The sequence below is a fragment of the Rhizobium sp. SEMIA 4085 genome (assembly GCF_013004495.1).
Lineage (GTDB): Bacteria > Pseudomonadota > Alphaproteobacteria > Rhizobiales > Rhizobiaceae > Rhizobium > Rhizobium gallicum.
In genome coordinates, this window is the sequence record NZ_JABEPH010000001.1 from 50,501 (window position 1) to 73,886 (window position 23,386).

Below are 23,386 nucleotides of genomic sequence, written 5' to 3' on the forward strand. Positions count from 1 at the left end.
TGCTCCGGCATCGAAGTCCGCGTCGGGCGAGACGCTGCCCTGCCGTGGTCGCGTTTGCTACTGAAACAGTCGGCAGCCGCTACGGCCCGACGCGACATAGCTTGGCGAATCTGGTCTGGTCCTAACTTCGTCGGTTTTGCGCCCTCTCCGGCTTGAGGACCGCTCCGCCCTCGTTTTTGGACTGGAATTCCGCTCAGGTGGATATGCTATTAGACTGTGCGAACGCGATAGAGCTATTTTTCCAATGCCGCAAAAAGCGGCAACAGTGAGATGTGGATTCGAGGAGCCTTGCGCGCATCGCATTGCTGCAATGCAATATACGGTATTCCAGTTTTCCGAACTTATGATAAAACATACTTATCGAAACGGCGATCTCCTCCTCCCAAAGCCGTTAGATATGGGTCGGCAGCACTCCTCCTCCCAGCTGTCGATCAAGTTTATAAAGCCCGACGGATCCTCCCCCGTCGGGCTTTTCATTTGTCAAACTTCCTGAAATTGCCGCTATTCAGCCGCTTTGCGAATAGCGGTCGAACTCAATGCCGAGCGCGGGCCATGAATAAAGGTCCAGGCAGGGGCGGATTTTTTCCAGAGCACGCGGGCATCGTCCTCGTCGATACGGGCGAAATCGAAGGTCTTTGCCATTTTTGACGAGAGATAGGAAAGCGTCGCCCCGGGGCGATCGATGACGGCGATCGGGAAGGTGCGCGCGATCTCTTGCCACTTTTGCCATCTATGGAAGGTTTGCAGGCTGTCGGCACCCATGATCCAGATGAAATGGATGTTCGGATTGCGCGCCTTTACCCTGGCGAGTGTATTTGCCGTGTAACTGACGCCGAATGCCTGTTCGAATGCAGTCACCTTGATATGCGGATCGGTTGTGATCGCTTCGCTGAGTGCGATCCGCTCGGCAAGCGGCGCAAGATGGTTGCGATTCTTCAGCGGATTGCCAGGCGTCACCATCCACCAGAGTTGGTCGAGGCCGAGGCGCCGTATGGCGATTTCCGCAACCAGCGCATGCCCTTGGTGCGGTGGATTAAAGGATCCGCCGAAAAGACCGACGACCATGCCTCGCTCGGTGTGCGGCATGCGAAGGTAGCGACGATCTATTTCGTCTGTCGTCACGTCAGGGCCGCGTTTGTCCGGTGCCGCGCACGCGGTATTTGAAGGAGGTAAGCTGCTCGACACCAACAGGACCGCGGGCATGCATCTTGCCCGTCGCAATGCCGATTTCCGCACCCATGCCAAACTCGCCGCCGTCGGCAAATTGCGTGGAAGCGTTATGCAGCAGGATGGCCGAATCGATCTCGGTGAAGAATCGCTCGACGACGGCCGGATCTTCCGCGATCACGGCTTCCGTATGGTTCGAGGAATACTTTTGAATATGTGCGATCGCGCCGGAAATGCCGTCCACGACGGCAACGGAAATGACTGCATCGAGATACTCGGTCGACCAATCCTCCTCGGTCGCCGGCTTCAATCCCGGGGCAACTTTCAACACTGTGGCGGATGCGCGGATTTCACAGCCGGCCTCGGCCAGCACTTTAAGAAGCGGTGTCAGATGCGTGCCGATTGCAGCGCCGTCGACAAGCAGGGTCTCCACGGCCCCGCAGATGCCTGTGCGGCGCATCTTGGCGTTGACGATGATCCGCTTTGCCATTTCGATATCGGCAGACTTGTCTACATAGATGTGGCAAAGACCTTCGAGGTGGGCAAAAACCGGCACGCGGGCTTCGTTCTGCACGCGGGCGACGAGGCTCTTGCCACCGCGCGGCACGATGACGTCGATTGCACCTTCCAAGCCCCGCAGCATGGCGCCGACGGCGGCACGGTCCGAAATCGGAACAAGCTGTATGGCATGCTCCGGAAGATCGGCTGCCTTCAGCCCTTCAACGAGGCAGGCATGGATCGCCTGCGATGAACGGCGCGAATCCGAACCGCATCGCAGGATCACAGCATTGCCTGCCTTCAGGCAAAGCGCACCGGCATCTGCCGGCACATTCGGTCGGCTTTCGAAGATCACGCCGATGACGCCGAGAGGTGTGCGGACCCGCTCGATCTTCAGTTCGTTCGGCCGATCCCAGGCGGTAATCACTTCGCCGACTGGATCTCTTAGCGCAGCAATGGCGCGGATGCCTTCGGCCATTTCGGTGATGCGCTGGTCATTTAGTGTCAAGCGGTCGATGAAGGAGGCAAGCATATCGGTGCCAGCGACATCCTTCAGATCCTTGGCGTTTTCGGCAAGGATGTGTTCCTTGCTTGCGAGGATCGCGTCGGCCATCGCATTCAGCGCCTTGTTCTTGGCCTCGGTGGACGCAAAGCCTAACGGTCGTGCCGCAGCCTTGGCCTTGCGGCCGATGTCGTTCATCAGCGCGTCAATGTCAGGGCTGTGCACAACGGTCTCAAGCATGGGCCGTGTCCTTCTTCTGTCGTTCCGATTTCGAATTTACCTGTGACGTCATCACCATATCGTCGCGATGGATCATGGCGGTACGGCCGGGATAACCAAGGATCGCTTCGATCTCCGTTGATTTGCGGCCAACGATCTGGCGGGCGTCTTCTGCGTCGTAGCTGACGAGGCCGCGGGCAATCTCGCGCCCAGAAGGGCCGATGATTGCCACGGTGTCCCCTCGGCTAAAAAGACCGATCACCTTGCGAACGCCGGCGGGAAGCAGGCTTTTGCCCGCACCCAGCGCCGCAACGGCGCCGTCGTCGACATGCAGTTCTCCGGCTGGCTGCAACTGACCTGCGATCCAAGTCTTGCGCGCGGTCACCGGGGTGCCGGAGGGTGCGAACCAGGAGGAGCGTGCGCCGTTCGAAATCGCCGATAGCGGGCTATCCGTTTTGCCGGAAGCGATGATCATTGCGCAGCCCGACGTCGTCGCGATCTTGCCGGCGTCGATCTTCGTGCGCATGCCGCCGCGCGAAAGCTCGGAAGCGGCACCGCCTGCCATGGCTTCGATCTCCGGAGTAATCTCGGCGATCGTCTCGAGGAATTCCGCCTCCGGATCGAGGTGCGGCGGCGCCGTATAAAGCCCATCGATATCGGATAAAAGGATCAGCAGGTCGGCGCCCGTCATCGTTGCGACACGGGCCGCGAGGCGATCATTGTCACCATACCGGATCTCGCTTGTCGCGACGGTGTCGTTCTCATTGATGATCGGAATGGCGCCGATCTTCAGCAACTGGTTGATCGTTGCGCGGGCATTCAAATAACGGCGGCGTTCTTCGGTATCGCCGAGCGTCAGCAGGATTTGGCCCGCCACGATCTCATCGCGCGAAAGGCTTTCCGACCAGGCACGCGCGAGCGAAATCTGGCCGACGGCTGCGGCCGCCTGGCTTTCCTCCAGCTTCAGCGCACCAGAAGGCAGATCCAGCACAGAACGGCCGAGCGCGATAGCGCCCGAGGAGACGACGAGCACATCCGCGCCTCTTGCCTTCAGTGCGGCGATATCGGCGCACATTTTATCCAGCCACGCGCTTCTGAGCCCGGTCTTGCGGTCAACAAGGAGCGCTGAGCCGATCTTGATGACGATCCGGCGGTAGCGATCGAGCGGCTTACGCGTCGTCATCCGTTCTGTCCTCGTCGGCAGCGATCATGTCGCGATGCCGCAGCTTCGGCGCTTTGGCCGGCTTCTCGCCGCCCGCATTCGCTTCGACAATGATGTCGCGCAGGGCTCGCAGAACCTCGGTCATGCCCTTACCCGTTGCGGCCGAAATCTGGAACGGCGTCTTGCCGCAAGCCTTGGCGAGCTCCTTCGTCTTCTTCTTCAGCGTCGCGTCGTCGAGCACGTCGATTTGTGATAGCGCAACGATTTCTACTTTGTCGGTCAGTTCGTTGCCATAGGCCTCAAGCTCGTTCTTCACCGTCGTATAGGCTTTGCCGACCTTTTCCTCCTGCGCCGAGACCAGATGCAGCAGCACGCGAGTACGCTCGACATGGCCGAGGAACCGGTCGCCGATGCCGACGCCCTCGTGCGCGCCTTCGATCAGCCCCGGGATGTCGGCGAGAATGAATTCCTGTCCGTCGATGGTTGCCACGCCGAGATTCGGATGCAGCGTGGTAAAGGGATAATTGGCGATCTTCGGCCGCGCGCGGGTGACTGCCGCTAGGAAAGTCGACTTTCCTGCATTGGGCAGACCGACGAGGCCGGCGTCCGCAATAAGCTTCAGATGCAGCCAGATCGTCTTTTCCTCGCCAGGCAGGCCGGGATTTGCCCAATCCGGTGCCTGATTGACCGAGGACTTGAAATGCGCATTCCCAAAACCGCCGTTGCCGCCGGCGGCAAGCCGGAAGCGCTGTCCTTCTTCCGTCAGGTCGCAGATCAGCGTTTCCTGGTCTTCTTCTAGCACCTGCGTTCCGACCGGGACCTTGAGCGTCACGTCGTCGCCATTGGCGCCGGTGCGGTTTTTGCCCATGCCGTGCATGCCGATCTTGGCCTTGAAATGCTGCTGGTAGCGGAAGTCGATCAGCGTATTAAGCCCGTTGACGGCTTCAACCCAGACATCGCCGCCGCGCCCACCGTCGCCGCCGTCCGGCCCGCCGAACTCGATGAATTTCTCGCGCCGGAACGAGACGCTGCCTGCGCCGCCGTCACCCGACCGGATATAGACCTTTGCTTCGTCGAGAAATTTCATTTTACTTCCATCATCGGTGGCTTTTTACGCGCCCCATCCTGCCGCTTTCGATATAGGCGGTTCAAGCTAAGGTCAAAGATTATCGTGAAGTTTGCGAGCTATAACATACAGTACGGCTTCGGTCTTGATGGGATTTATGATCTTGGCCGTATTGCGGACAGCCTCGATGGCGCGGATATCATCGCGCTTCAGGAGGTGACCAGAGGGTTCGCGCGAAACGATTTTTCTGACATGGCGGCCGATCTCGCGGCCTTTTTTCCCAACCATTTCTGGGTCTATGGCCCGGCCTGCGATCTGCATGTCGACGTCGGTGAAGAAGGCTTTCCGCCGCGCGGCACGCGCTTCCAGTTCGGCAACATGATCCTTTCGCGTTGGCCGATCCTGTCGGCGCGCACCCTGCTTTTGCCCCGCAGCCGCACAGTTTCGAAAATCAATCTGCAGCGTGGGGCGAGCGAGGCCGTCATCGATACGCCGGAAGGCGCGTTTCGCGTCTATTCCGTTCATCTCGATCACGTTTCGCCCGACGAGCGTATCCGCCAGCTCGCCTATTTGAACGAGCGCATCAATGCGTTCCCGTTCGAGGGCGGTTGCCTGACGGGTGCCGGCGAATTCGAGATTGCGGATCTGCCGCTTCCGGAAGACTACGTCATCTTGGGTGATTTCAACATGGTGCCGGAATCGCCGGAATATTGCTCGTTTGCCGGGACGAGGGACGGATACTACGGCCGCGTGCCGCGCATCGGAACACCTGTCGATGCGCTGGCCGCTCTCGAAGCCTACGCGCCCGCAAGCTATAGCTGGATGGACCCGGAAAATCACGGCAGGCGAATGCATCTCGATTACTGCTTTGTCAGTTGCGGCCTGCATGGCCGCTTGAAATCTGCTCATGTGGACACAGCTTCGATGGGCTCCGACCATTTCCCCGTCTGGATCGAGATCGGCGGATAGGAAAACACCGCAGCGCGGGCTGCGGTGTCTTTGTCTGATCAGGCAGCCTTCGTGATCTGCAGGGCGCCGGGCTGAAGCACGGTTTCGACGTGCGATACCATGGTGTTTCGGGCGAAGCTGTAGATCTCCGCGCATCCCGTCATCCGGAAACCGAGCTTCTCCTGCAATCTCAGCGAGGCTGGATTGTCCGCGAACACGCCCGAATGAACAGCGCTTTCCGGCATCCGCCGGGAAAAGCGCTCCAGCACGGCTGCGACAGCCTCGCTCATATAGCCGCGCCGCCAAAAGTAGCGGTTGAGCCAGTAGCCAAGGTGCCAGCGGCCGTGGCGGAGTTCGACCGAGACGACGCCGATATGCGTGTCGTCGCCATCGGTGACCGCCAAGTGCCAATCCGGCAGACTGCCGGACGTCACGGGAACCAGCCAATCAAGCGCGTCCTGCCTGTCATAGGGCGCGGGCACGCGGGCAAGCATGCGGGTGATTGCGAAGTCGGACAGCGATTCCGCAATCGCATTCGCATCGGCCAGCCTGTGCGGGCGGAGCGTCAGCCGGGGCGTGGTGACGACCGGCACGGGGCCGGGCGTCACTTGCTCGCCCTTGGGTCGCTGCAAGAGGGCGGCGCTCATCACAGGTGCCCCCAACTTCTGAGCGACATCCAGGTCTTCCGGTCGAGCCGGTACCATTCCACGGGCACGTTGCTGCCGAGCGCCAGAGACGCGGCAAGGCCTGAGCCTTGGAACTGGAAGCCGCACTTCTGGATGACCCGCCGCGATGCGATGTTCATCACCCGGCAACGGGCGTCGATCTGATCGACGTTTTCGCGCGTGCGGAAGACCATATCGACCAGAGCGTGGCATGCTTCGGTCGTATAGCCTTGGTTCCAGTAGGGTTCACCGAGCCAATAGCCGATTTCGACGGTACGCCCGTCTGCATGCGGCTCAACTCCGCAGCACCCCATGAAGGCGCCGTTTTCAGCTTTGGTGATGGCATAGACGCACTTACCAATCTCGCCATTCTTCGTCCGACGCACGAAGTCGGCTGCATCATTGGCGGTATATGGGTGCGGCATACGCGATACCATTGTGGCGACTTTGGCGTTGTTGGCGAGATGGGAAAGGGCGTCAATGTCTTCCTCGTGGGGCGCGCGCATGACGAGCCTTTCCGATAACAAGACAGGGCAATCGGTCCTTAACCGCTCAGGCCTCAGCCGTTCTTGGGGTGACCTTGATTGGTCAACCCTTATCAGTTCGCCTTGCATGTTCAGTCCTCCTTATGGACAAAGAAAAAGGGGAGATGGCGCCCCATCTCCCCTGTTTTCTGGACTGAACCTGGTACGGCCAGCCGGGTCGATGAGACGCCGGCTGTTTTTGAGCGCTACCGGCTTATTCCGCTGCTTCCGCTTTCGGCATTACAGACACGTACACGCGACCATTGGCCTTCGTTCGGTAGTCCACATTGCCTGCCGTAAGCGCAAAAATGGTGTGGTCCTTCCCGAGGCCGACATTGGCGCCCGGATGCCACTGCGTACCGCGCTGACGCACGATAATGTTGCCTGCGATGACGGCTTCGCCGCCGAACTTCTTCACGCCAAGGCGCTTAGATTCGGAATCACGACCGTTACGCGACGAACCGCCAGCTTTTTTGTGTGCCATTGGAGTTCTCCTTTAAACCTTTAGTCCCGTGATCTTACTTGGCAGCCACGATGTCCGTGATGCGGACGACCGTGTGATGCTGGCGATGGCCGCGCGAACGCTTCGAGTTCTGACGGCGGCGCTTCTTGAAGGCGATGACCTTCTTGCCGCGGTTGTGCTCGACCACTTCGGCCTTGACGGAAGCGCCCTTGACGAAGGGAGCACCAATCGCAGCGTCGGCGCCTTCGCCGATTACGAGGACTTCGGTAAATTCGATGGAGTCGCCAGCGGTGGCTTCAAGCTTCTCGATGGTCAGCACGTCGTTGGCTGCCACACGGTACTGCTTACCGCCGGTCTTGATGACTGCGAACATTTTTTATCCTTTCATGTTCGATCCAGCTCTCCCCGCAAACCGCGGGTGGCTGTCTTCTTATCAGTCGAAGTTAAGCAGGGATTTCAGGGCGTTCGCCCGGAACTCTGTCTGCCGGTGAAACCCCGCGCGGACGCGAGGCTGGCAAGGCACGGACTTCTCCATGCCTATTGCGTGAGCGAGATACGCGAGTGTCAAAAAGCTGTCAAGGCAAAAGGATGAAAAGCTTTACAATTTCGTCTTGCCAGCCTGCCTTTTGATCGCTATGAGACAGCCCGCGCGAAACAAGCGCCAACCAGCACCGCGGAGAGGTGGCAGAGTGGTTGAATGCACCGCACTCGAAATGCGGCATGCCTGCAAGGGCATCGGGGGTTCGAATCCCCCCCTCTCCGCCAGATTTCTTTGAATTCCAGTTAGATAATCATATTTCCCTGGGCTCTGAATGCGATACTGCAGAGGCGCGATCACGACCCTCACACGGGCACGCCGACCGCGCTCCCGTTTTAGCGAGCCTCTATGCAGCCGCTGTGATGCGATTCAGCCGAAGCTCTCGACTGCCCTCTCAATCCCGGGCCGGGACTTCGCCAGGTCATCGCGGTTCATGACCGCCTTGATCTCAACACTGGCATCAAACGCAAGGAACCATGGCTCGGCAACGGCCGGAATCTCCGACGTGTCCGTCATGTCGAAGAAAATCAGGCCCGTTCTTTTTCCATCGAATTCAGTGAAGTAGGCCGCTTCGGGTTTGAGATCAGCAAGGATGGATTGAATCTTGGTGACGAGGCTGCCATCTTTGATTGCTGCGTTTCCCTTGTCAACGGGAAGCGAAACCTTGAGCATCATTCGCATTTCTATTCTCCTTTTCCCTGCACATGTATGTTCAGCGACGCCTCATGCCCGACGAGCGGGCCGAGGCCGTGCTTAACGCTTCTTTAAGTGTCTTCGAATGTAAGAATGTAATGATATACGTCGCCGCTGCTTTTATTCTAGCGTGTTTCGTTACCTGGGATTTTGCCGAGAAAGCGATCCTTCTCTTTGGCGGCTCTGAATACCATCACTCTTTATGCGAGGCAGCCATCTCGGGTTCTACAAAGGCTAGCGGCTCGACAATAAGTCGCACGCTTCCTTATTCCATACGCATTGGAATCTGGGAGATTTGGATTTTCTGACTTTCGTTTCAGGGTTTCTGCCGCCTTTATCGGCGCGCTAAATGGAGCCCAGGCTTTCGCCAAAAAGCTTTGATGCGCCGGATAGTCCTTGGCTCAATCCCGGGGGGTGTCCTACGCGTGATCTTCAACATCGGCTGGAGATCACCTGGCGACAACCAGAAGACTAAGAGGGCGCCTGGCCGGTGCCGATGCAGACGATCCTTCGTCACTGTCCTGCGGCCGTCCAGAATCCGGTCTTCTTCGCGTGCTTAACCTTCAGATCTGCAACATAGGCGGGATGTGACGTAAAAGTGTCGAAGTCGCCAATCTTCGTCGACAGTCGTTCACATTCAACGAGATGTCGCGCGGCAAAGCGATAGCGACTGGATTTCGCTCGATCGAGCGTAAAGTCGATCATAGCCCGCAGGACGATGGTCGCTGCCAACGGATACTTCTCCTGCAGATGCTCGGACGCCGGTGTCAACAGCTCGTAGTGATCGCCATCAAGTTCGGCTGCACGCGCGCGAACGAGCGTCGCTGCCTTGTCGAGCGCCGGCCATGACAGCAGGAAGGCGAGCGCCTGATGGACGTCCGAGAAGCGGCTCACACAATCGAAGGCGTTTTCCTCTGCTTCGAGATCCTCGAAATCGGGTAGGCGCTTCAGAAAAGCTCGCAGGTGCCGCTCGTTCAGCGATTGTTCAAAGCACTGCCAACGAAATGCCTGCGCTTCGTCCCTCCGCTTCAGAGCTTCAAGCACATCGAGGTGGGCCTTTTCCCACTCGAAGGGGGGTTGTCGGCCTTTCATCTCAACGCGATTGATGGCATCCCATGCCTCTCCGGCCCGGCCCGCCTTCAGCAGACGCTGGGCGATTTCTGCTGCAATCACCGGCACGGATCTCGCCTGCTCGCTCTGCTGCGCGATGAATGAATCAACGTCGCCCTGGGCGTCGGCGATCTGCTCCAATGCTGACCTGATGGTTCTGTCGCGATGGCGGAGGTTGATTTCGTCTTCGCAAACCAGGCCACTGTTTGCCCAACCGATCACGACAAGGCCTGCCTCAGTCGGCGCATCGACCGGCGCTTTTGCCCAATCGTCGAACAACGACTTCAGCCGGTCGAGGCCTTCCGTACCCAGCGCCGGCGACAGGTTCTCGATCAGGCGATCATACTGTCCGTAGCCATTGTCCTGCAGCGCGCGGAAGGTTTGTTCGCCGAGCAGGCGCGGGTCCGGTCTTGCCGCGCTCGCTATCGTGCCCAGATCAATGCAGGCCTGATGAAACATATTCATGATCGTGCCGTTGCCATCGTCGCATCGCTCGAAAATCGAACGCGCTAGGCTCATGAAGCGCCACATCACCTCCAGGGCCTCGTCCGGATCGCTGCGGGCGATCGTATCAACGATCACGTGCCGCTGCGTCTCCAGATCGCTCTTCAAGGCCTTCACCCGGCGCCAGTTGATCATGGAGCGGGAGCGCTCGATCGATGAAAGCCGCTTTGTTACTTCCCTTGCAACTTCAGCGCTGCTCTGCGTTCCGGCGAGCTCGATCCGCAGCCGGCGTTTGGTCGCGGCGCTGCCCGTGCTGATCTCGATCAGCAACTCGGCGAGCCTCTCGGCGCCCAGCACTTCCAGGTTTTTGGCGTTCAGCGTCGTTTTCGGTGCCATCCATTTTTCCAAGATTTCCGTCGTTAAGAACCATATACGCCGGTAGCATTCAGGGCGACAACAGCAGTTGGGCGATGCCACGAGCATCGTTTTAGTCAGTCTTATTGCGCATGGCGAAATGAGCGGCATTGACCTGGCGAGCCTCCATGCAAACAACATCAAAAACCGGCCTCCATCAAACCACAGGTCAGATGTTGAGTGAGCGTGCCGGCTTCCAGCCCTGGTGGATCAGTTCGCCAAACTCGCGCAGGCACCGAACGAGGCACGTCGGATGGGACCGCTCAAGCCGAACCTTCCCGTTCCGGTCCACAATGCAAATCGCCACTGATCGCAACGAGAACGTCCAAAGCAGCATAAAACATCGTCGTTTCCCTTCATCGCGGCAAAGCCGGGATTGTAGTGGGAGCTTACCCTTGTGGGAGCGAGCGCCCAATTACACATGCTTTTGGCCAGGGCCGTGCAAGGAATAAACACGGGGTCATGCGGAGCGTTGCCCGGTGGAATTTCTGAAAATTTTTTGCCGAGCGATTTTCGGCACATCAATATTGTATTTCTTGTGCCGCCGTCTGTTCAGCCGCGAATCTGGCGTTCGATCCGTCCGCATCGTTTCTTGACAAGGAAGGCAAGGCTGGACCCGGATTCCCTGTCCGAAACCGGATAGGAAAGCACCTGCGTCAGCGCCTCATTCGCCCTGGACGCGACTAGCCCGGCGAGCTCCTCCACGCGTCGCGTGACCATAGCGGGACTGAGGCCTGTATCGGAGGCGAACTGACGCCAGTCCTTTCCATGAAGCTCATCCGCATTCCGCCTGGTCCCCAGTCTCTGCGGCAGGGACTGGTCGATCTGACGGTAGGGTGCCGCACACATCAGATCGTAGAGGGGCGCAAGTCTCGCGGTACCGGATGCGCCGATGAGCACCGAATAGTTCTTGGCATGCGAATCCGAATTGCAGATCAGGACGTTGAAGATCACCGCGTCGAGCAGTCGAAGGCGTTCTGCCGGCGAGACAAGGCGCGCGAGCGCCTCGAACATCTGCGGGAGGGATGCGCCAATGCGCCGTCCGAGACCGGTCTGCTCGTATTTCTCCGCAGGGAAGAGCCCCAGCAGCTGGCAGAAGTCTTCTTGGTGTATCCGGCGAACGATGCCTTGCACATCTGCGATCCGGTCATAGCGTCTGACAAGGAGATAATCCCGCTCTCCTGCCCGACCGGTCGTCACCTCTGCGGCCTCGAGACCGCAAAGCCTGGCGAGGGTCATGCAGAAGGCTTCGTTCGTGACACTACCCGCAAGACGCCTGATGTCGGGTTTCAGGATATGGGTCGATGGGGTACCGTCCAGCGGAATGGCGATCCTGCCGTCCGCGTTGATGAAGACGGGCAGCTTGTCCTGCACGCCAGCAAGGGACATCGAGACGCCTCTCTCGCCGATCAGGAACGGCCGTTCCGGCAGTTCATTGATGATGCGCTCGAGCGCTTCCGCATCATCGACGACTCGGAAATTGTTTCCGTCTCGACGGGGCTCCCCGATCGAGAACGCACCTGCGGTATCACGCCCAACGCGCATGAGCAGGCCGAGGACATCCTGCGGCGAGACCTTCAGTTGCTGACCGATCTCGGAAAGGTGTGCCTCCGGCAGAAGATTGGCGAGCCATGGCAGGACCTTTTCAGGTCCGTGACTGCCTTCGCGCAACGGCATGGTGAGCGATAGCGGAAAGGCGGACTGCCGTTTTTCCCACTCGGCATCATATGCAAGCGAGAGGCCATCATCATCGGTGAGATACGCGACGGGCCAGTTCTCGTAGTAGATGGTGGTCAAGGCGGCACCTGATCAGGAGAAGCGTGGGAGATATCCGAGATCGTCATCCGGGCTTGAAGCAGCAGAGGGCGTCATTGACTTCAGGTCGCCGAGATCCAGACCGACCGTCCGGGCCGCGATCAAAGCCTTTTCGAGATGGCAACTCGGCTTGCCGTTCTCCAGGTCGACGATGAAGCGTTCACCGGTGCCGCATCGTTCCGCAAGCTGAATTTGGGTCCATCCGAGCGTTTTCCTGCGTTCCCGGACCAACGCTCCGAATTCCGAGGCAGAACGGATCATGACAATTCTCCTGAACAGAGTTCGGCTTACCATACAGGAAGAAAACTCGAAAATCCCCAAAAACTTACCGATAGGGAAGCCTGCGCCTCAGACCGCGAGAAACTTCCTGATCGGGAAGTCATGCGTGTGACGCGGAGCCGAACGACGGTGCGACAACCGATATCCGTCACTCAGAAGAAAGGGATGCAGACGATCGATCGGAACGAGCGCGCCATCATCACTGGCGCCCGCAATGCCCGGGCAGTTGATTGTATATGAACATGCGTCTTTTTTTCACACATTTTAAATACTCTTCGCCGGATCTCGATGCTCACCGAACTGGAGGCGATCGAGGTAATTAAAGGCACTAGCCGCGAATAGGTCCTGGCTCGCCAATCATCGCGCATATGAGGCACAGTGTAGGCCGTCCAGGGGCACCGCTGTGAGCTGTGGCGTGAACCGGAAAAGAAGGTGAGGATTCTGGCTGATCCGCGATAGTAGGCGGCGTTTTGCGCCACCAGGCCGTTGAAACTGCCTACTCTTGCCTGCTTCTCATCCTAACCAATTACAGCCCACCATCGCACAATCTAAAATTCCTGCGGGGGCTGGCCGAAGATCAGGACCGTCGGCTCGTCGAGGCATGGCCGCGCGACCAGCACCGCCATAGCGCCTGGTACAACATCCTCAACGAAGCCTATGTGAAAGCACGCTATTTGAAGCACTTCGATATCACCGAGGACGCGTTAGGCTGGCTACTTGAGCGGAGGGAACACATTACCGGCTCGTCGAGACCGCGTGTAAGGAGCGTCTGACGGAACTCGAACGAGCAAGCGGCGAAAACTGACAGCGCCTCCCGCTTTTGCTTCCTCGGCGATGAGAGTGTGTAGCGCTGCCCGACCAGAATTTTTCCGGCGCCGTTTGTCCGGTGCCGCAGAGCTTTTGCGGACATCGCCATGGTGCGCTGCAGCACGTTTTGCGGATTCCTTCTTTTTCTTGCCGTCGATCTCCTCTAAGTCTTCTCATATCCGATGCGGCAACAAAGGTGAAAAATGGCAGGTGAAACTGTTCTCGTGGTCGGCGGAGCCGGCTATATCGGCTCTCATACGTGCCTCGATCTGGCGAACAAGGGTTACAAACCCGTCGTCTTCGACAATTTCTCGAATGGTCATCGCGAGTTTGTCAGGTGGGGACCCGCCGAGGAGGGCGATATTCGTGATCGTTCCCGGCTCGAGGAGGTGCTGGCCAAGCACAAGCCGTCGGCGATCTTGCATTTTGCAGCGCTGATCGAAGTCGGCGAATCGGTGAAGGATCCTGTTTCCTTCTACGAGAACAATGTCATCGGGACGCTGACTCTGCTTTCGGCCGCGCAGGCCGCAGGCATCAAGGCTTTCGTCTTCTCATCCACCTGCGCGACATACGGGCTGCCGCAGAGCGTGCCGCTTGACGAGACGCACCGGCAGGTGCCGATCAATCCCTACGGGCGGACGAAGTATATCGTCGAGCAGGCGCTCGCCGATTACGACCAGTACAAGGGTCTCCGATCCGTAATCCTGCGGTATTTCAATGCGGCGGGCGCGGATTTCGAAGGACGGATAGGCGAGTGGCATCAGCCCGAAACCCATGCCATTCCGCTTGCGATCGATGCGGCACTCGGGCGCCGGCAGGGTTTCAAGGTCTTCGGCAGCGACTACGATACACGCGATGGCACCTGCGTGCGGGACTATATCCACGTGCTCGATCTGGCGGATGCGCATGTGCGCGCCGTCGAATATCTGTTGAAGGGCGGCGATTCCGTTGCGCTAAACCTCGGTACGGGGACGGGCACGACCGTGAAGGAACTGCTCGGGGCGATCGAAGATGTGTCAAAGCGCCCTTTCCCCGTCGAATATATCGGGCGCCGGGAGGGCGATTCGCACACGCTGGTTGCCAATAACGACAAGGCTCGCGATGTGCTTGGCTGGGCACCGCAATATGATCTTTCGCAGATCATCCAGTCGGCCTGGAACTGGCATTCCAGATCCAATCACTGAGGCGGCTTTCATGACGCGGCCGAACGTCCTACTCATCACCGCGGATCAATGGCGCGGTGATTGCCTTTCGGTCGCCGGCCACGCCTGTGTCAGGACGCCGAATGTCGACGCGCTGGCGAGGGAGGGTGTGCTTTTTCGCAATCACTTCGCCGGCGCGGCACCCTGTTCTCCGGCGCGGGCGACGCTTTATACCGGCCTTTACCAGATGAACCCCCGGGTTTGCCGGAACGGCTCGCCGCTCGACCGCCGCTTCGACAATCTGGCGCTGGCGGCAAGGCGTGCCGGCTATGACCCGGCCTTGTTCGGCTATACGGATACTGCGCCTGACCCGCGCGAACTTGATCGGAACGACCCGCACCTTGAGACCTACGAAGGTCTGCTGCCAGGATTTACCGCGCGCCAGCTCCTGCCCGAGCATGAGAAGCAGTGGCTTTCGTGGTTGCGCTCACGCGGGCATCGCGATGCAGTCAGCCGGGACTTCCATGTTCCGCCCGGTGCCGCCCGCGGCGAAATTTCGTCGGAACCGACCGCTTACTCCAGGCAAGAAACGCAGACTGCGTTTCTTGCCGGCGAATTCATTCGCTGGCTCGGCGAACAGGATGCCTCGTGGTTTGCCCACGTTTCCTTCCTGCGGCCACATCCGCCATTTTCGGTGCCTGAGCCCTTCGGCAGGATGTTCAAACCGGACGACGGACCGGAGTTTTCTCGAGGGAAAAGCCGTGAGATCGAAGAGGCGCTGCATCCTTATCTTGGCTATTCGATGCCGAAGAATGACAAGGGCAGCTTCATATATGGCGCCGAGGGTTCGGTCAGCGACTGGGGAGCCCGGGATTTCTCGGCGATCCGGGCGATCTATTACGGGATGATTGCCGAGGTGGATGCGCAGCTCGGCCGGATCTGGCAGGCGCTGAAGGATGCCGGCGTGTGGGAGGATACGATCGTCATCTTCACCTCCGACCATGCCGAGATGATGGGCGATCACTGGACGCTTGGAAAAGGCGGCTTTTTTGATGGCAGCTATCACATTCCCCTGGTCATCCGCGACCCGAGAGCGGCGGCGAGAGGTCATGTGGTCCAGCGCTTCACGAGTGCGGCCGATATCTTTCCAACGCTTTGCGACAGCTTGGGCGTCGAGACGGCCAACCATGTCGACGGCCGCTCATTGCGCTCGTTCATCGATCATAAAGATGCGATCGACTGGCGGGAGGCGGCATTCTGGGAATTTGATTTCCGCGACATTGCCAATGGCGAAGCGGAGCGCCACTTCGGCCTGAAATCGAACCAGTGCAATCTCGCGGTCATCCGGGACGAGTGGTTCAAATATGTGCATTTTGCCGCCCTGCCGCCGCTGCTCTTCGATCTGAAGGCCGACCCGATGGAGCTCAACAATCTCGCTCCCGATCCAGCCTACGCGGCGACGCGCCTGGAGTTCGCCGAGAGGCTGTTATCGCTGCGAGCGCGGCATCTCGACCAGACGCTCGCCTATACGGAACTGACGAAAGAAGGGCCGGTCACGCGCCGGCCCTGATTAGTCAGGAGAAGCGGCCAAGATAATCAATCTTGCCGACCGGCACGCCCTGATTGCGCAGGATCGCGTGTGCCGTCGCGACGTGAAAATAAAAGTTCGGCAGTGCGAAGGTCGCGACATATTCGTCGCCGCGGAAGGTCATCTTGTTGCCGCCGGGCGCGATCGTCACTTCATTCGTTTCTGTGCCTTCGAGCGCTTGCGGCGCAATCGTCGCGAGATAGGCTTCGGTCTTTCCGATGCGCTCGCGCAGTTCGGCGATCGTCGTTTCGCTGTCCTCGAATTTCGGCGCTTCGGTCGCGGTCAGGCGGGCGACTGCAAGCTTGGCGCTGTCACTCGCGCGTTGATATTGGCCCGATAGCGGCAGCATATCGGGCGCAAGCCTGGCAGCGACCAGTTCATTCGGATCAATCCCTTTTTCCTTTGCGTAAGCCTCGGCCTTTTCGAGGTAGTTTTTGAGTGTCGTAAGCCCGCGCTGAAACATCGGAACGGTCAGGCGGTACATGGAAGTGGACATGGCTTCTCCTTGGGGATTTTTCGTCGGGCAGCGGTTTTTATCGTTGCGTCCGCACATTTAGGCGCGCGCTGTAACGATTTCATCGGCCTGCGCGCCCATAGCTTCATATTTCCAGTGCGGCTTTCGGTCTTCACTTCCTTAAAAAGAGTTGACGCCGCCTGTGGAAAATGGAATGAATATTCCGCGAAACAAATTTTACGGTTTGTTTGTTCCGTTTTGACGGAAACTGCGGAACGGGAGTGGCAGCGTGACGTAATACGACTTTTGGGCAGCGCCCAAAGTTCCGGCGTGAGGAGGGTGCAGCCGGACACCGCTTTGTGGAGGAAATAAAATGAGAAAGTTTATCCTGGGCACTGCGATGGCGCTCGTCATGTCGACGGCGGCTCACGCGGAAACCGTCGGCGTTTCCATGGCGCTTTTCGATGACAACTTCCTGACCGTTCTGCGCAACGGCATGCAGGATTACGCCAAGACGCTGGATGGCGTAACGCTGCAGGTTGAAGACGCCCAGAACGACGTCGCCAAGCAGCAGAGCCAGATCCAGAATTTCATCGCATCCAAGGTCGACGCCATCATCGTTAATCCGGTCGATACCGATGCCACCACCGCCATGTCGAAAATCGCTGCCGATGCCGGAATTCCGCTCGTCTACGTGAACCGCGAGCCGGTGAATGTCGATACGCTTCCGGACAAGCAGGCCTTCGTCGCTTCCAATGAACAGGAGTCCGGCACGCTGGAAACGAAGGAAGTCTGCCGCCTTCTCGGTGGCAAGGGCAAGGCTGTCGTCATGATGGGCGAGCTTTCCAACCAGGCTGCCCGCATGCGTACCAAGGACGTCCATGACGTCGTCGCGACCGACGAATGCAAAGGCATCGAGATCGTCGAAGAGCAGACGGCCAACTGGTCCCGCACCCAGGGTTCGGATCTGATGACCAACTGGCTCTCCAGCGGCATAGAATTCGATGCCGTCATCTCGAACAACGACGAAATGGCAATCGGTGCGATTCAGGCGCTCAAGGCTGCCGGCAAGGATCTTAGCAAGATCGTCATCGGCGGCGTCGATGCCACACAGGATGCGCTCGCCGCCATGCAGGCCGGCGACCTCGACGTGACGGTGTTCCAGGACGCTGCAGGTCAGGGCAAGGGCTCGCTTGATGCGGCTCTGAAGCTCGCCAAGGGCGAAAAGGTCGAGAAGAAGGTCTATATTCCCTTCCAGCTCGTCACGCCGGAAAACGTCAAGGACTTCGTTGCCAAGAACTGAGGCGAAGAAATTGCGGATGCGGGCCAAGCCGGCTCGCATCCGCTTCGTCCGTCGTCGGATATCCGGAGAGGAGATGAGATGGCTGTCAGCCCTTCCACTATGGCCGCTGTTCGTGCAAGCGGAGCGATTCCGAACGCGGAATATCTCCTGAGTGCCGAAGGCATCCGCAAGGAATTTCCCGGTGTTGTCGCACTCGATGATGTGCAGTTCCGGCTGAAGCGCGGCTCCGTGCATGCGCTGATGGGGGAGAACGGCGCCGGCAAGTCGACATTGATGAAGATATTGGCCGGCATCTATACGCCGGACAAGGGCGACGTGCACCTGAAGGGCATGGAGATCCGCCTCAAATCGCCGCTCGATGCGCTGGAAAACGGCATCGCCATGATCCATCAGGAACTGAACCTGATGCCTTTCATGACAGTTGCTGAAAACATCTGGATCCGCCGCGAGCCCAAGAACCGGTTCGGCTTCGTCGACCATGGGGAAATGTACCGGATGACCGAAGAGCTTTTCCATAGGCTCAACATAACCATCGATCCTGACATCGAGGTTCGGCACCTCTCGGTCGCAAGCCGTCAGATGGTCGAGATCGCCAAGGCGGTTTCCTATAATTCCGACGTGCTCATCATGGACGAACCGACTTCGGCGCTTACCGAGCGCGAAGTGGCGCATCTCTTTGAGATCATCCGCGGTCTGAAGGTGCAGGGTATCGGGATCGTCTACATCACCCACAAGATGAACGAGCTGTTCGAGATTGCCGATGAGTTTTCGGTGTTTCGTGACGGCAAATATATCGGCACGCATGCATCGACCGATGTGACGCGCAACGACATCATCCGGATGATGGTCGGCCGCGAGATCACGCAGATGTTCCCGAAGGAAGTAGTTCCGATCGGCGACGTGGTGCTGTCGGCCAAGAATCTCAGTCTCGACAATGTCTTCCATGAGGTTTCCTTCGACGTACGCGCGGGCGAAATCCTCGGTGTTGCAGGCCTCGTGGGCTCTGGCCGTTCGAACGTTGCCGAGACGCTGTTCGGCGTAACGCCGGCAAGCTCCGGCACGATCGAGCTTTTCGGCAAGAAGGTCGATATCAGCTCGCCGACGGTGGCGATCAGGAATCACATGGCGTTCCTCACGGAGGACCGGAAAGATACGGGCTGCCTGCTGATCCTCAACGTGCTCGAGAACATGCAGATTGCCGTCCTGCAGGACAAATTCGTCAAGGGCGGCTTCGTGCAGGAAGGCGCGATAGAAGCGACATGCGAGGACATGGCGCGCAGGCTGCGCGTCAAGACGCCGAACCTCGATGAACGCGTCGAGAACCTGTCGGGAGGCAACCAGCAAAAGGTGCTGATTGGGCGCTGGCTGCTGACCAACCCGCGCATCCTCATTCTCGATGAGCCGACGCGCGGTATCGATGTCGGCGCCAAGGCGGAAATCCACAAACTCGTGACGGAGATGGCCCGAAACGGCGTCGCGGTCATCATGATCTCGTCGGAGATGCCGGAAGTGCTCGGCATGAGTGACCGCATCATGGTCATGCATGAAGGACGCGTGACTGGTTTTCTCAATCGCGACGAAGCAACGCAAGTCAAGGTGATGGAGCTCGCCGCGCAGTGATTGCGGCCCAATCAATCGCCGGAGGGAGGTTAACATGAATACTGAGGCAGCCGAAAGCCAGGCCCCGCTCGCAACACGGCCGAGGCGGCACCGCGTGCCGCCGGAGCTCACCATCTTCCTGGTGCTGATCGGTATTGCGCTTGTTTACGAAATTCTCGGCTGGATTTTCGTCGGCCAGAGTTTCTTGATGAATCCGCAACGCCTGACGATCATGATCCTGCAGGTGTCGGTGATCGGCATTATTTCGGTTGGTGTTACACAGGTGATCATCACCGGCGGGATCGACCTGTCCTCCGGCTCCGTCGTCGGCATGACGGCTATGATCGCGGCGAGTTTCGCCCAAGCATCGACATGGCCGCGGGCGCTTTATCCAGGCCTGACCGACATGCCGTTTTTCGTGCCTATCGGCGTCGGCCTGCTGATCGGCCTCTTGGCCGGCTACATCAACGGACAGTTGATCGCCAAGACAAAGATTCCGCCCTTCATCGCTACGCTCGGGATGATGGTCTCGGCGCGCGGTCTTTCCAAATGGTACACGAAAGGCCAGCCGGTATCAGGGCTTACGGATCAGTTCAATTTCATCGGCACGGGCATCTGGCCGGTCGTCGTTTTCCTTGTCGTTGCGCTGATCTTCCACATCGCCCTTCGCTATACGCGCTACGGCAAGTTCACTTATGCAATCGGTGCGAATGTGCAGGCGGCGCGTGTTTCCGGGATCAATGTCGAAGCACACCTGATCAAGGTCTATGCGATCGCCGGCCTTCTGGCAGGTCTTGCCGGCGTCGTCACGGCGGCTCGGGCTCAAACGGCACAGGCCGGCATGGGCGTGATGTACGAACTCGATGCGATCGCCGCTGCCGTTATCGGGGGCACGTCGCTGACGGGCGGCGTCGGCCGCATCACCGGTACGGTGATCGGCACGGTCATTCTCGGCGTGATGACGTCGGGCTTCACCTTCCTGCGGGTGGACGCCTATTACCAGGAGATCGTCAAAGGCGTGATCATCGTGGCGGCCGTCATCGTTGACGTCTACCGACAGAAGAAGCGGACAAAGCACTGATCGGGAATGGGGCCTTCGGGCCCCGTTTTCATTTCAAGCCTAGGCGCGTTTACCCATTCGCTATAAATTTCTGAGAAGGGGGCTGGCCAATTCTGCCAGCTTTTCTATTCTGCACGCTTGTCATTTGCTCGGCAGGGCAGAGCAGGAAAACAGATGCAGCTTGTATTTGATGGCCATAATGACGTTCTCCTAAGGCTTTGGACACATGAAAGGGATGGCAACGACCCGGTTGCCGAATTTCTGAACGGGACGACATCTGGCCACATCGATGGACCACGCGCCCGGCAGGGTGGTCTCGCCGGCGGCCTTTGCGCCATCTACGTGCCCTCAGGCGATCTCGTCTTCGCCGATCCCGATCAAAACGGACATTACGAAACGCCGCTGGCCGCGCCTCTCGACCGACTGCCGTCACTTGGCGTCGCGACCGAGATGGCGGCGATTGCACTGCGTCTCGACAAGGCGGGCGCCTGGCGACTCTGCCGGACGGTGAAGGACATCCGCCACGCCATGGCAAGCGGTGTTTTTGCCGCGGTCATGCATATGGAAGGCTGCGAGGCGATCGGGCCCGACCTTTCCGCGCTCGAGGTATTCCATGCAGCGGGCTTGCGCTCTGTGGGACCTGTCTGGAGCAGACATAATGTCTTCGGACACGGCGTGCCCTTCGCCTTCCCGATGTCGCCAGATACTGCGCCGGGGCTGACCCATGCCGGCTTTGAGCTGGTGCGCGAATGCAATCGCCTGGGCATCATGATCGATCTGTCCCACATAACGGAAAAGGGCTTCTGGGACGTCGCGAAGACAACAGATCAACCACTGGTCGCTACGCATTCGAACGTGCATGCGCTGACGCCGGTGGCGCGCAATCTGACGGATAAGCAGCTTGATGCGATCAGGGAGAGCAAGGGGCTAATCGGTCTCAATTACGCGACTGCGATGTTGAGGTCGGATGGCCGCTCGGAGGGCGACACACCAATCAGGGACATGATCCGCCATATCAACTATCTCGTTGACCGCGTCGGGATCGACTCTGTTGCGCTCGGATCCGATTTCGACGGCGCGACCATTCCGGACGAAATAGGCGACGCGGCTGGCAACCAGAAGTTGATTGCCGCTCTCCGGGACGTTGGATATGGTGAGGAGGATCGACGGAAACTCGCCAGCGAGAACTGGCTTCGCATCCTGGCTTCGGCGTGGGGGGAGAAGAACGCCTGAGCCAAAATACTGCTTTGTAATCAATCAAGAACAGGGGAACAAATCGATGATGATTACTAAACTCAGCCGCAACTTTCGTGCCCTTTCTGCAGGCGCCGCGCTTTCGCTGCTCATGCTGACGGCACCTGCCGCTTTTGCCGAGACGCCGAAGGATACGCTCGTCGAAGGTTTCGCCATCGATGACATCATTACGATGGACCCAGGCGAGGCCTTCGAGCTTTCAACGGCGGAAATGACAACGAACTCCTATAGCCTGCTGGTCCGCCTCGACCTCAACGACACGACGAAGGTCAAGGGTGATCTTGCCGAGAGCTGGAGCGTCTCCGATGACGGCCTCACCTATACGTTCAAGCTGAAGCCCGGTCTGAAGTTCGCCTCCGGCAATCCGGTCACCGCTGAAGATGTTGCCTGGTCCTTCGAGCGCGCCGTCAAACTCGACAAGAGCCCGGCATTCATCCTGACACAGTTCGGCCTGACCGGAGACAATGTGACTGAAAAGGCCAAGGCTGCAGACCAAAACACGTTCGTCTTCACAGTCGACAAGGCCTATGCGCCGAGCTTCGTACTGAACTGCCTAACGGCGACGGTTGCCTCCGTGGTCGACAAGAAGCTGGTGATGGATCACATCAAGCCGATGACGCCGAGCGCGGAATACAAGTATGACAACGACTTCGGCAATGAATGGCTGAAGACGGGCTATGCCGGCTCCGGCGCCTACAAGCTTCGTGAATGGCGGGCCAATGAAGTCGTCGTGCTGGAGCGCAACGACAATTACTACGGTGACAAGCCGAAGCTGAACCGCGTCATCTACCGCAACATGAAGGAAAGTGCCGCGCAACGCCTGGCGCTGGAGGCAGGCGACATCGACATCGCGCGCAATCTCGAGCCGGGCGATCTCGACGCTGTTTCGAAGAACGCCGATCTTGCGGCGACAAGCGCACCGAAAAGCACGATCTATTATGTCAGCCTCAACCTCAAGAACGAGAACCTGAAGAAGCCGGAGGTGCAGCAGGCCTTCAAGTATCTCGTCGATTACGATGCGATCAGCTCGACGCTCATCAAGGGCATCGGCGAAATCCACCAGACATTCCTGCCGAAGGGCCAGCTCGGTGCACTTGACGAAAATCCGTTCAAGCTCGACGTCGCCAAGGCGAAGGAACTGCTGGCAAAGGCCGGTCTTGCGGATGGCTTTTCGGTGACGATGGACGTGCGGAACACTCAGCCTGTCACCGGCATTGCCGAATCCATGCAGCAGACGCTGGCACAAGCCGGTGTAAAACTCGAGATTATTCCAGGCGACGGCAAGCAGACGCTGACGAAATACCGCGCCCGCACGCACGACATGTATATCGGCCAATGGGGTTCCGACTATTTCGACCCGAACTCGAATGCCGATACCTTCACGGCGAACCCGGACAATTCGGATGCGGGCACGAACAAGACGCTCGCATGGCGCAATACCTTCGAAACGCCGGAACTCGACAAGCAGGCCAAGGCAGCACTGCTTGAGCGCGACGGTGCCAAGCGCGCCGCGATGTACCAGGATATCCAGAAGAAGTACCTGGAGAACAGCCCCTTCATCTTCATCTTCCAGCAGATCGAAGTCGCCGGCTATCGGAAGAACCTGAAGGACTTCAAACTCGGACCGAGCTTCGATACGAACTTCGTTGGCCCAATCGCCAAGGAATAATCC

General features: G+C 58.8%; 21 protein-coding genes, 1 tRNA gene and 1 pseudogene. 10 read left to right on the plus strand and 13 right to left on the minus strand.

Annotation, left to right across the window (positions count from 1 at the left end):
* Positions 1 to 501 precede the first annotated feature (501 nt).
* From C9413_RS00205 to obgE, 4 genes are read right to left on the minus strand one after another with little or no spacing between them, the layout of a single operon-like run.
* Positions 502 to 1,086, minus strand: a complete 585-nt coding sequence (locus C9413_RS00205; RefSeq protein WP_223844030.1) for a nicotinate-nucleotide adenylyltransferase — start codon at positions 1,084 to 1,086, stop codon at positions 502 to 504.
* Positions 1,087 to 1,123: 37 nt separating this feature from the next.
* Complete coding sequence (locus C9413_RS00210; RefSeq protein WP_170250095.1) at positions 1,124 to 2,407, minus strand: glutamate-5-semialdehyde dehydrogenase; 1,284 nt, start codon at positions 2,405 to 2,407, stop codon at positions 1,124 to 1,126.
* Positions 2,400 to 3,569 (minus strand): glutamate 5-kinase, encoded by a 1,170-nt coding sequence (gene proB / locus C9413_RS00215; RefSeq protein ID WP_039846503.1) that lies wholly within the window; start codon positions 3,567 to 3,569, stop codon positions 2,400 to 2,402. Before proB ends, C9413_RS00210 begins: the two co-directional genes overlap by 8 nt.
* Entirely contained in the window at positions 3,556 to 4,635 is a 1,080-nt protein-coding gene (gene obgE, locus C9413_RS00220; protein WP_039846502.1) for a GTPase ObgE, read from the minus strand. Before obgE ends, proB begins: the two co-directional genes overlap by 14 nt.
* Before the next feature lie 84 nt (positions 4,636 to 4,719).
* On the opposite strand from obgE, the gene C9413_RS00225 reads away from it, so the two are divergent.
* Positions 4,720 to 5,583, plus strand: a complete 864-nt coding sequence (locus C9413_RS00225) for an endonuclease/exonuclease/phosphatase family protein (RefSeq protein ID WP_039846501.1) — start codon at positions 4,720 to 4,722, stop codon at positions 5,581 to 5,583.
* A 38-nt stretch (positions 5,584 to 5,621) separates the two neighbouring features.
* Here the strand turns inward: C9413_RS00225 and C9413_RS00230 are convergent, their stop codons facing one another.
* The 4 genes from C9413_RS00230 to rplU all read right to left on the minus strand — a co-directional run bounded on the left by C9413_RS00230 (position 5,622) and on the right by rplU (position 7,587).
* Positions 5,622 to 6,209, minus strand: coding sequence for a GNAT family N-acetyltransferase (locus C9413_RS00230; RefSeq protein ID WP_039846500.1), 588 nt, complete (start codon positions 6,207 to 6,209; stop codon positions 5,622 to 5,624).
* Complete coding sequence (locus tag C9413_RS00235) at positions 6,209 to 6,841, minus strand: GNAT family protein (RefSeq protein ID WP_039846499.1); 633 nt, start codon at positions 6,839 to 6,841, stop codon at positions 6,209 to 6,211. The genes C9413_RS00230 and C9413_RS00235 overlap by 1 nt, the downstream gene beginning before the upstream one ends.
* A gap of 124 nt (positions 6,842 to 6,965) precedes the next feature.
* Positions 6,966 to 7,235 carry a 50S ribosomal protein L27 gene (gene rpmA, locus C9413_RS00240; protein WP_022717527.1) on the minus strand — a complete coding sequence of 90 codons (270 nt, stop codon included), beginning with the start codon at positions 7,233 to 7,235 and terminating at the stop codon, positions 6,966 to 6,968.
* 34 nt (positions 7,236 to 7,269) lie between these two features.
* Positions 7,270 to 7,587, minus strand: a complete 318-nt coding sequence (gene rplU, locus C9413_RS00245; RefSeq protein WP_039846498.1) for a 50S ribosomal protein L21 — start codon at positions 7,585 to 7,587, stop codon at positions 7,270 to 7,272.
* 302 nt (positions 7,588 to 7,889) lie between these two features.
* Here rplU and C9413_RS00250 point away from each other — a divergent pair.
* Positions 7,890 to 7,979 (plus strand) — tRNA-Ser (locus C9413_RS00250).
* Positions 7,980 to 8,121: 142 nt separating this feature from the next.
* Here C9413_RS00250 and C9413_RS00255 read toward each other — a convergent pair.
* From C9413_RS00255 to C9413_RS00270, 4 genes are all read right to left on the minus strand, one after another.
* Complete coding sequence (locus C9413_RS00255; protein WP_039846497.1) at positions 8,122 to 8,433, minus strand: hypothetical protein; 312 nt, start codon at positions 8,431 to 8,433, stop codon at positions 8,122 to 8,124.
* Between the two features lie 525 nt (positions 8,434 to 8,958).
* A complete protein-coding gene (locus C9413_RS00260) occupies positions 8,959 to 10,395 on the minus strand; it encodes a DUF6880 family protein (RefSeq protein ID WP_039846495.1) in 1,437 nt (478 codons plus the stop codon).
* Positions 10,396 to 10,965: 570 nt separating this feature from the next.
* Positions 10,966 to 12,210 carry a type II toxin-antitoxin system HipA family toxin gene (locus C9413_RS00265; RefSeq protein WP_170250096.1) on the minus strand — a complete coding sequence of 415 codons (1,245 nt, stop codon included), beginning with the start codon at positions 12,208 to 12,210 and terminating at the stop codon, positions 10,966 to 10,968.
* A gap of 12 nt (positions 12,211 to 12,222) precedes the next feature.
* A complete protein-coding gene (locus C9413_RS00270) occupies positions 12,223 to 12,489 on the minus strand; it encodes a helix-turn-helix transcriptional regulator (RefSeq protein ID WP_039846493.1) in 267 nt (88 codons plus the stop codon).
* Positions 12,490 to 12,983: 494 nt separating this feature from the next.
* Here C9413_RS00270 and C9413_RS00275 point away from each other — a divergent pair.
* From C9413_RS00275 to C9413_RS00285, 3 genes and pseudogenes are all read left to right on the plus strand, one after another.
* A pseudogene (locus tag C9413_RS00275) lies at positions 12,984 to 13,312 on the plus strand (HEPN domain-containing protein); the annotation flags it as partial.
* A gap of 205 nt (positions 13,313 to 13,517) precedes the next feature.
* A complete protein-coding gene (gene galE / locus C9413_RS00280) occupies positions 13,518 to 14,498 on the plus strand; it encodes a UDP-glucose 4-epimerase GalE (RefSeq protein WP_039846491.1) in 981 nt (326 codons plus the stop codon).
* A 10-nt stretch (positions 14,499 to 14,508) separates the two neighbouring features.
* On the plus strand, positions 14,509 to 16,026 hold the full coding sequence (locus tag C9413_RS00285; RefSeq protein ID WP_246703669.1) for an alkaline phosphatase family protein: 1,518 nt from the start codon (positions 14,509 to 14,511) through the stop codon (positions 16,024 to 16,026).
* A 4-nt stretch (positions 16,027 to 16,030) separates the two neighbouring features.
* Here the strand turns inward: C9413_RS00285 and C9413_RS00290 are convergent, their stop codons facing one another.
* Positions 16,031 to 16,540, minus strand: coding sequence for a DUF1993 domain-containing protein (locus tag C9413_RS00290; RefSeq protein ID WP_039846490.1), 510 nt, complete (start codon positions 16,538 to 16,540; stop codon positions 16,031 to 16,033).
* A gap of 331 nt (positions 16,541 to 16,871) precedes the next feature.
* Here C9413_RS00290 and C9413_RS00295 point away from each other — a divergent pair, with 331 nt between their 5' ends.
* The 5 genes from C9413_RS00295 to C9413_RS00315 all read left to right on the plus strand — a co-directional run bounded on the left by C9413_RS00295 (position 16,872) and on the right by C9413_RS00315 (position 23,383).
* Positions 16,872 to 17,801, plus strand: coding sequence for a sugar ABC transporter substrate-binding protein (locus tag C9413_RS00295; RefSeq protein ID WP_039846489.1), 930 nt, complete (start codon positions 16,872 to 16,874; stop codon positions 17,799 to 17,801).
* A 78-nt stretch (positions 17,802 to 17,879) separates the two neighbouring features.
* Positions 17,880 to 19,421, plus strand: a complete 1,542-nt coding sequence (locus tag C9413_RS00300; RefSeq protein ID WP_039846488.1) for a sugar ABC transporter ATP-binding protein — start codon at positions 17,880 to 17,882, stop codon at positions 19,419 to 19,421.
* A 34-nt stretch (positions 19,422 to 19,455) separates the two neighbouring features.
* Positions 19,456 to 20,481 (plus strand): ABC transporter permease, encoded by a 1,026-nt coding sequence (locus tag C9413_RS00305; RefSeq protein WP_039846487.1) that lies wholly within the window; start codon positions 19,456 to 19,458, stop codon positions 20,479 to 20,481.
* A gap of 153 nt (positions 20,482 to 20,634) precedes the next feature.
* Positions 20,635 to 21,693 (plus strand): dipeptidase, encoded by a 1,059-nt coding sequence (locus C9413_RS00310; RefSeq protein ID WP_039846486.1) that lies wholly within the window; start codon positions 20,635 to 20,637, stop codon positions 21,691 to 21,693.
* A 46-nt stretch (positions 21,694 to 21,739) separates the two neighbouring features.
* The gene (locus C9413_RS00315; protein WP_039846485.1) at positions 21,740 to 23,383 is read left to right on the plus strand and encodes an ABC transporter substrate-binding protein; all 1,644 of its coding nucleotides are present in this window, start codon (positions 21,740 to 21,742) and stop codon (positions 23,381 to 23,383) included.
* Positions 23,384 to 23,386: the final 3 nt, after the last annotated feature.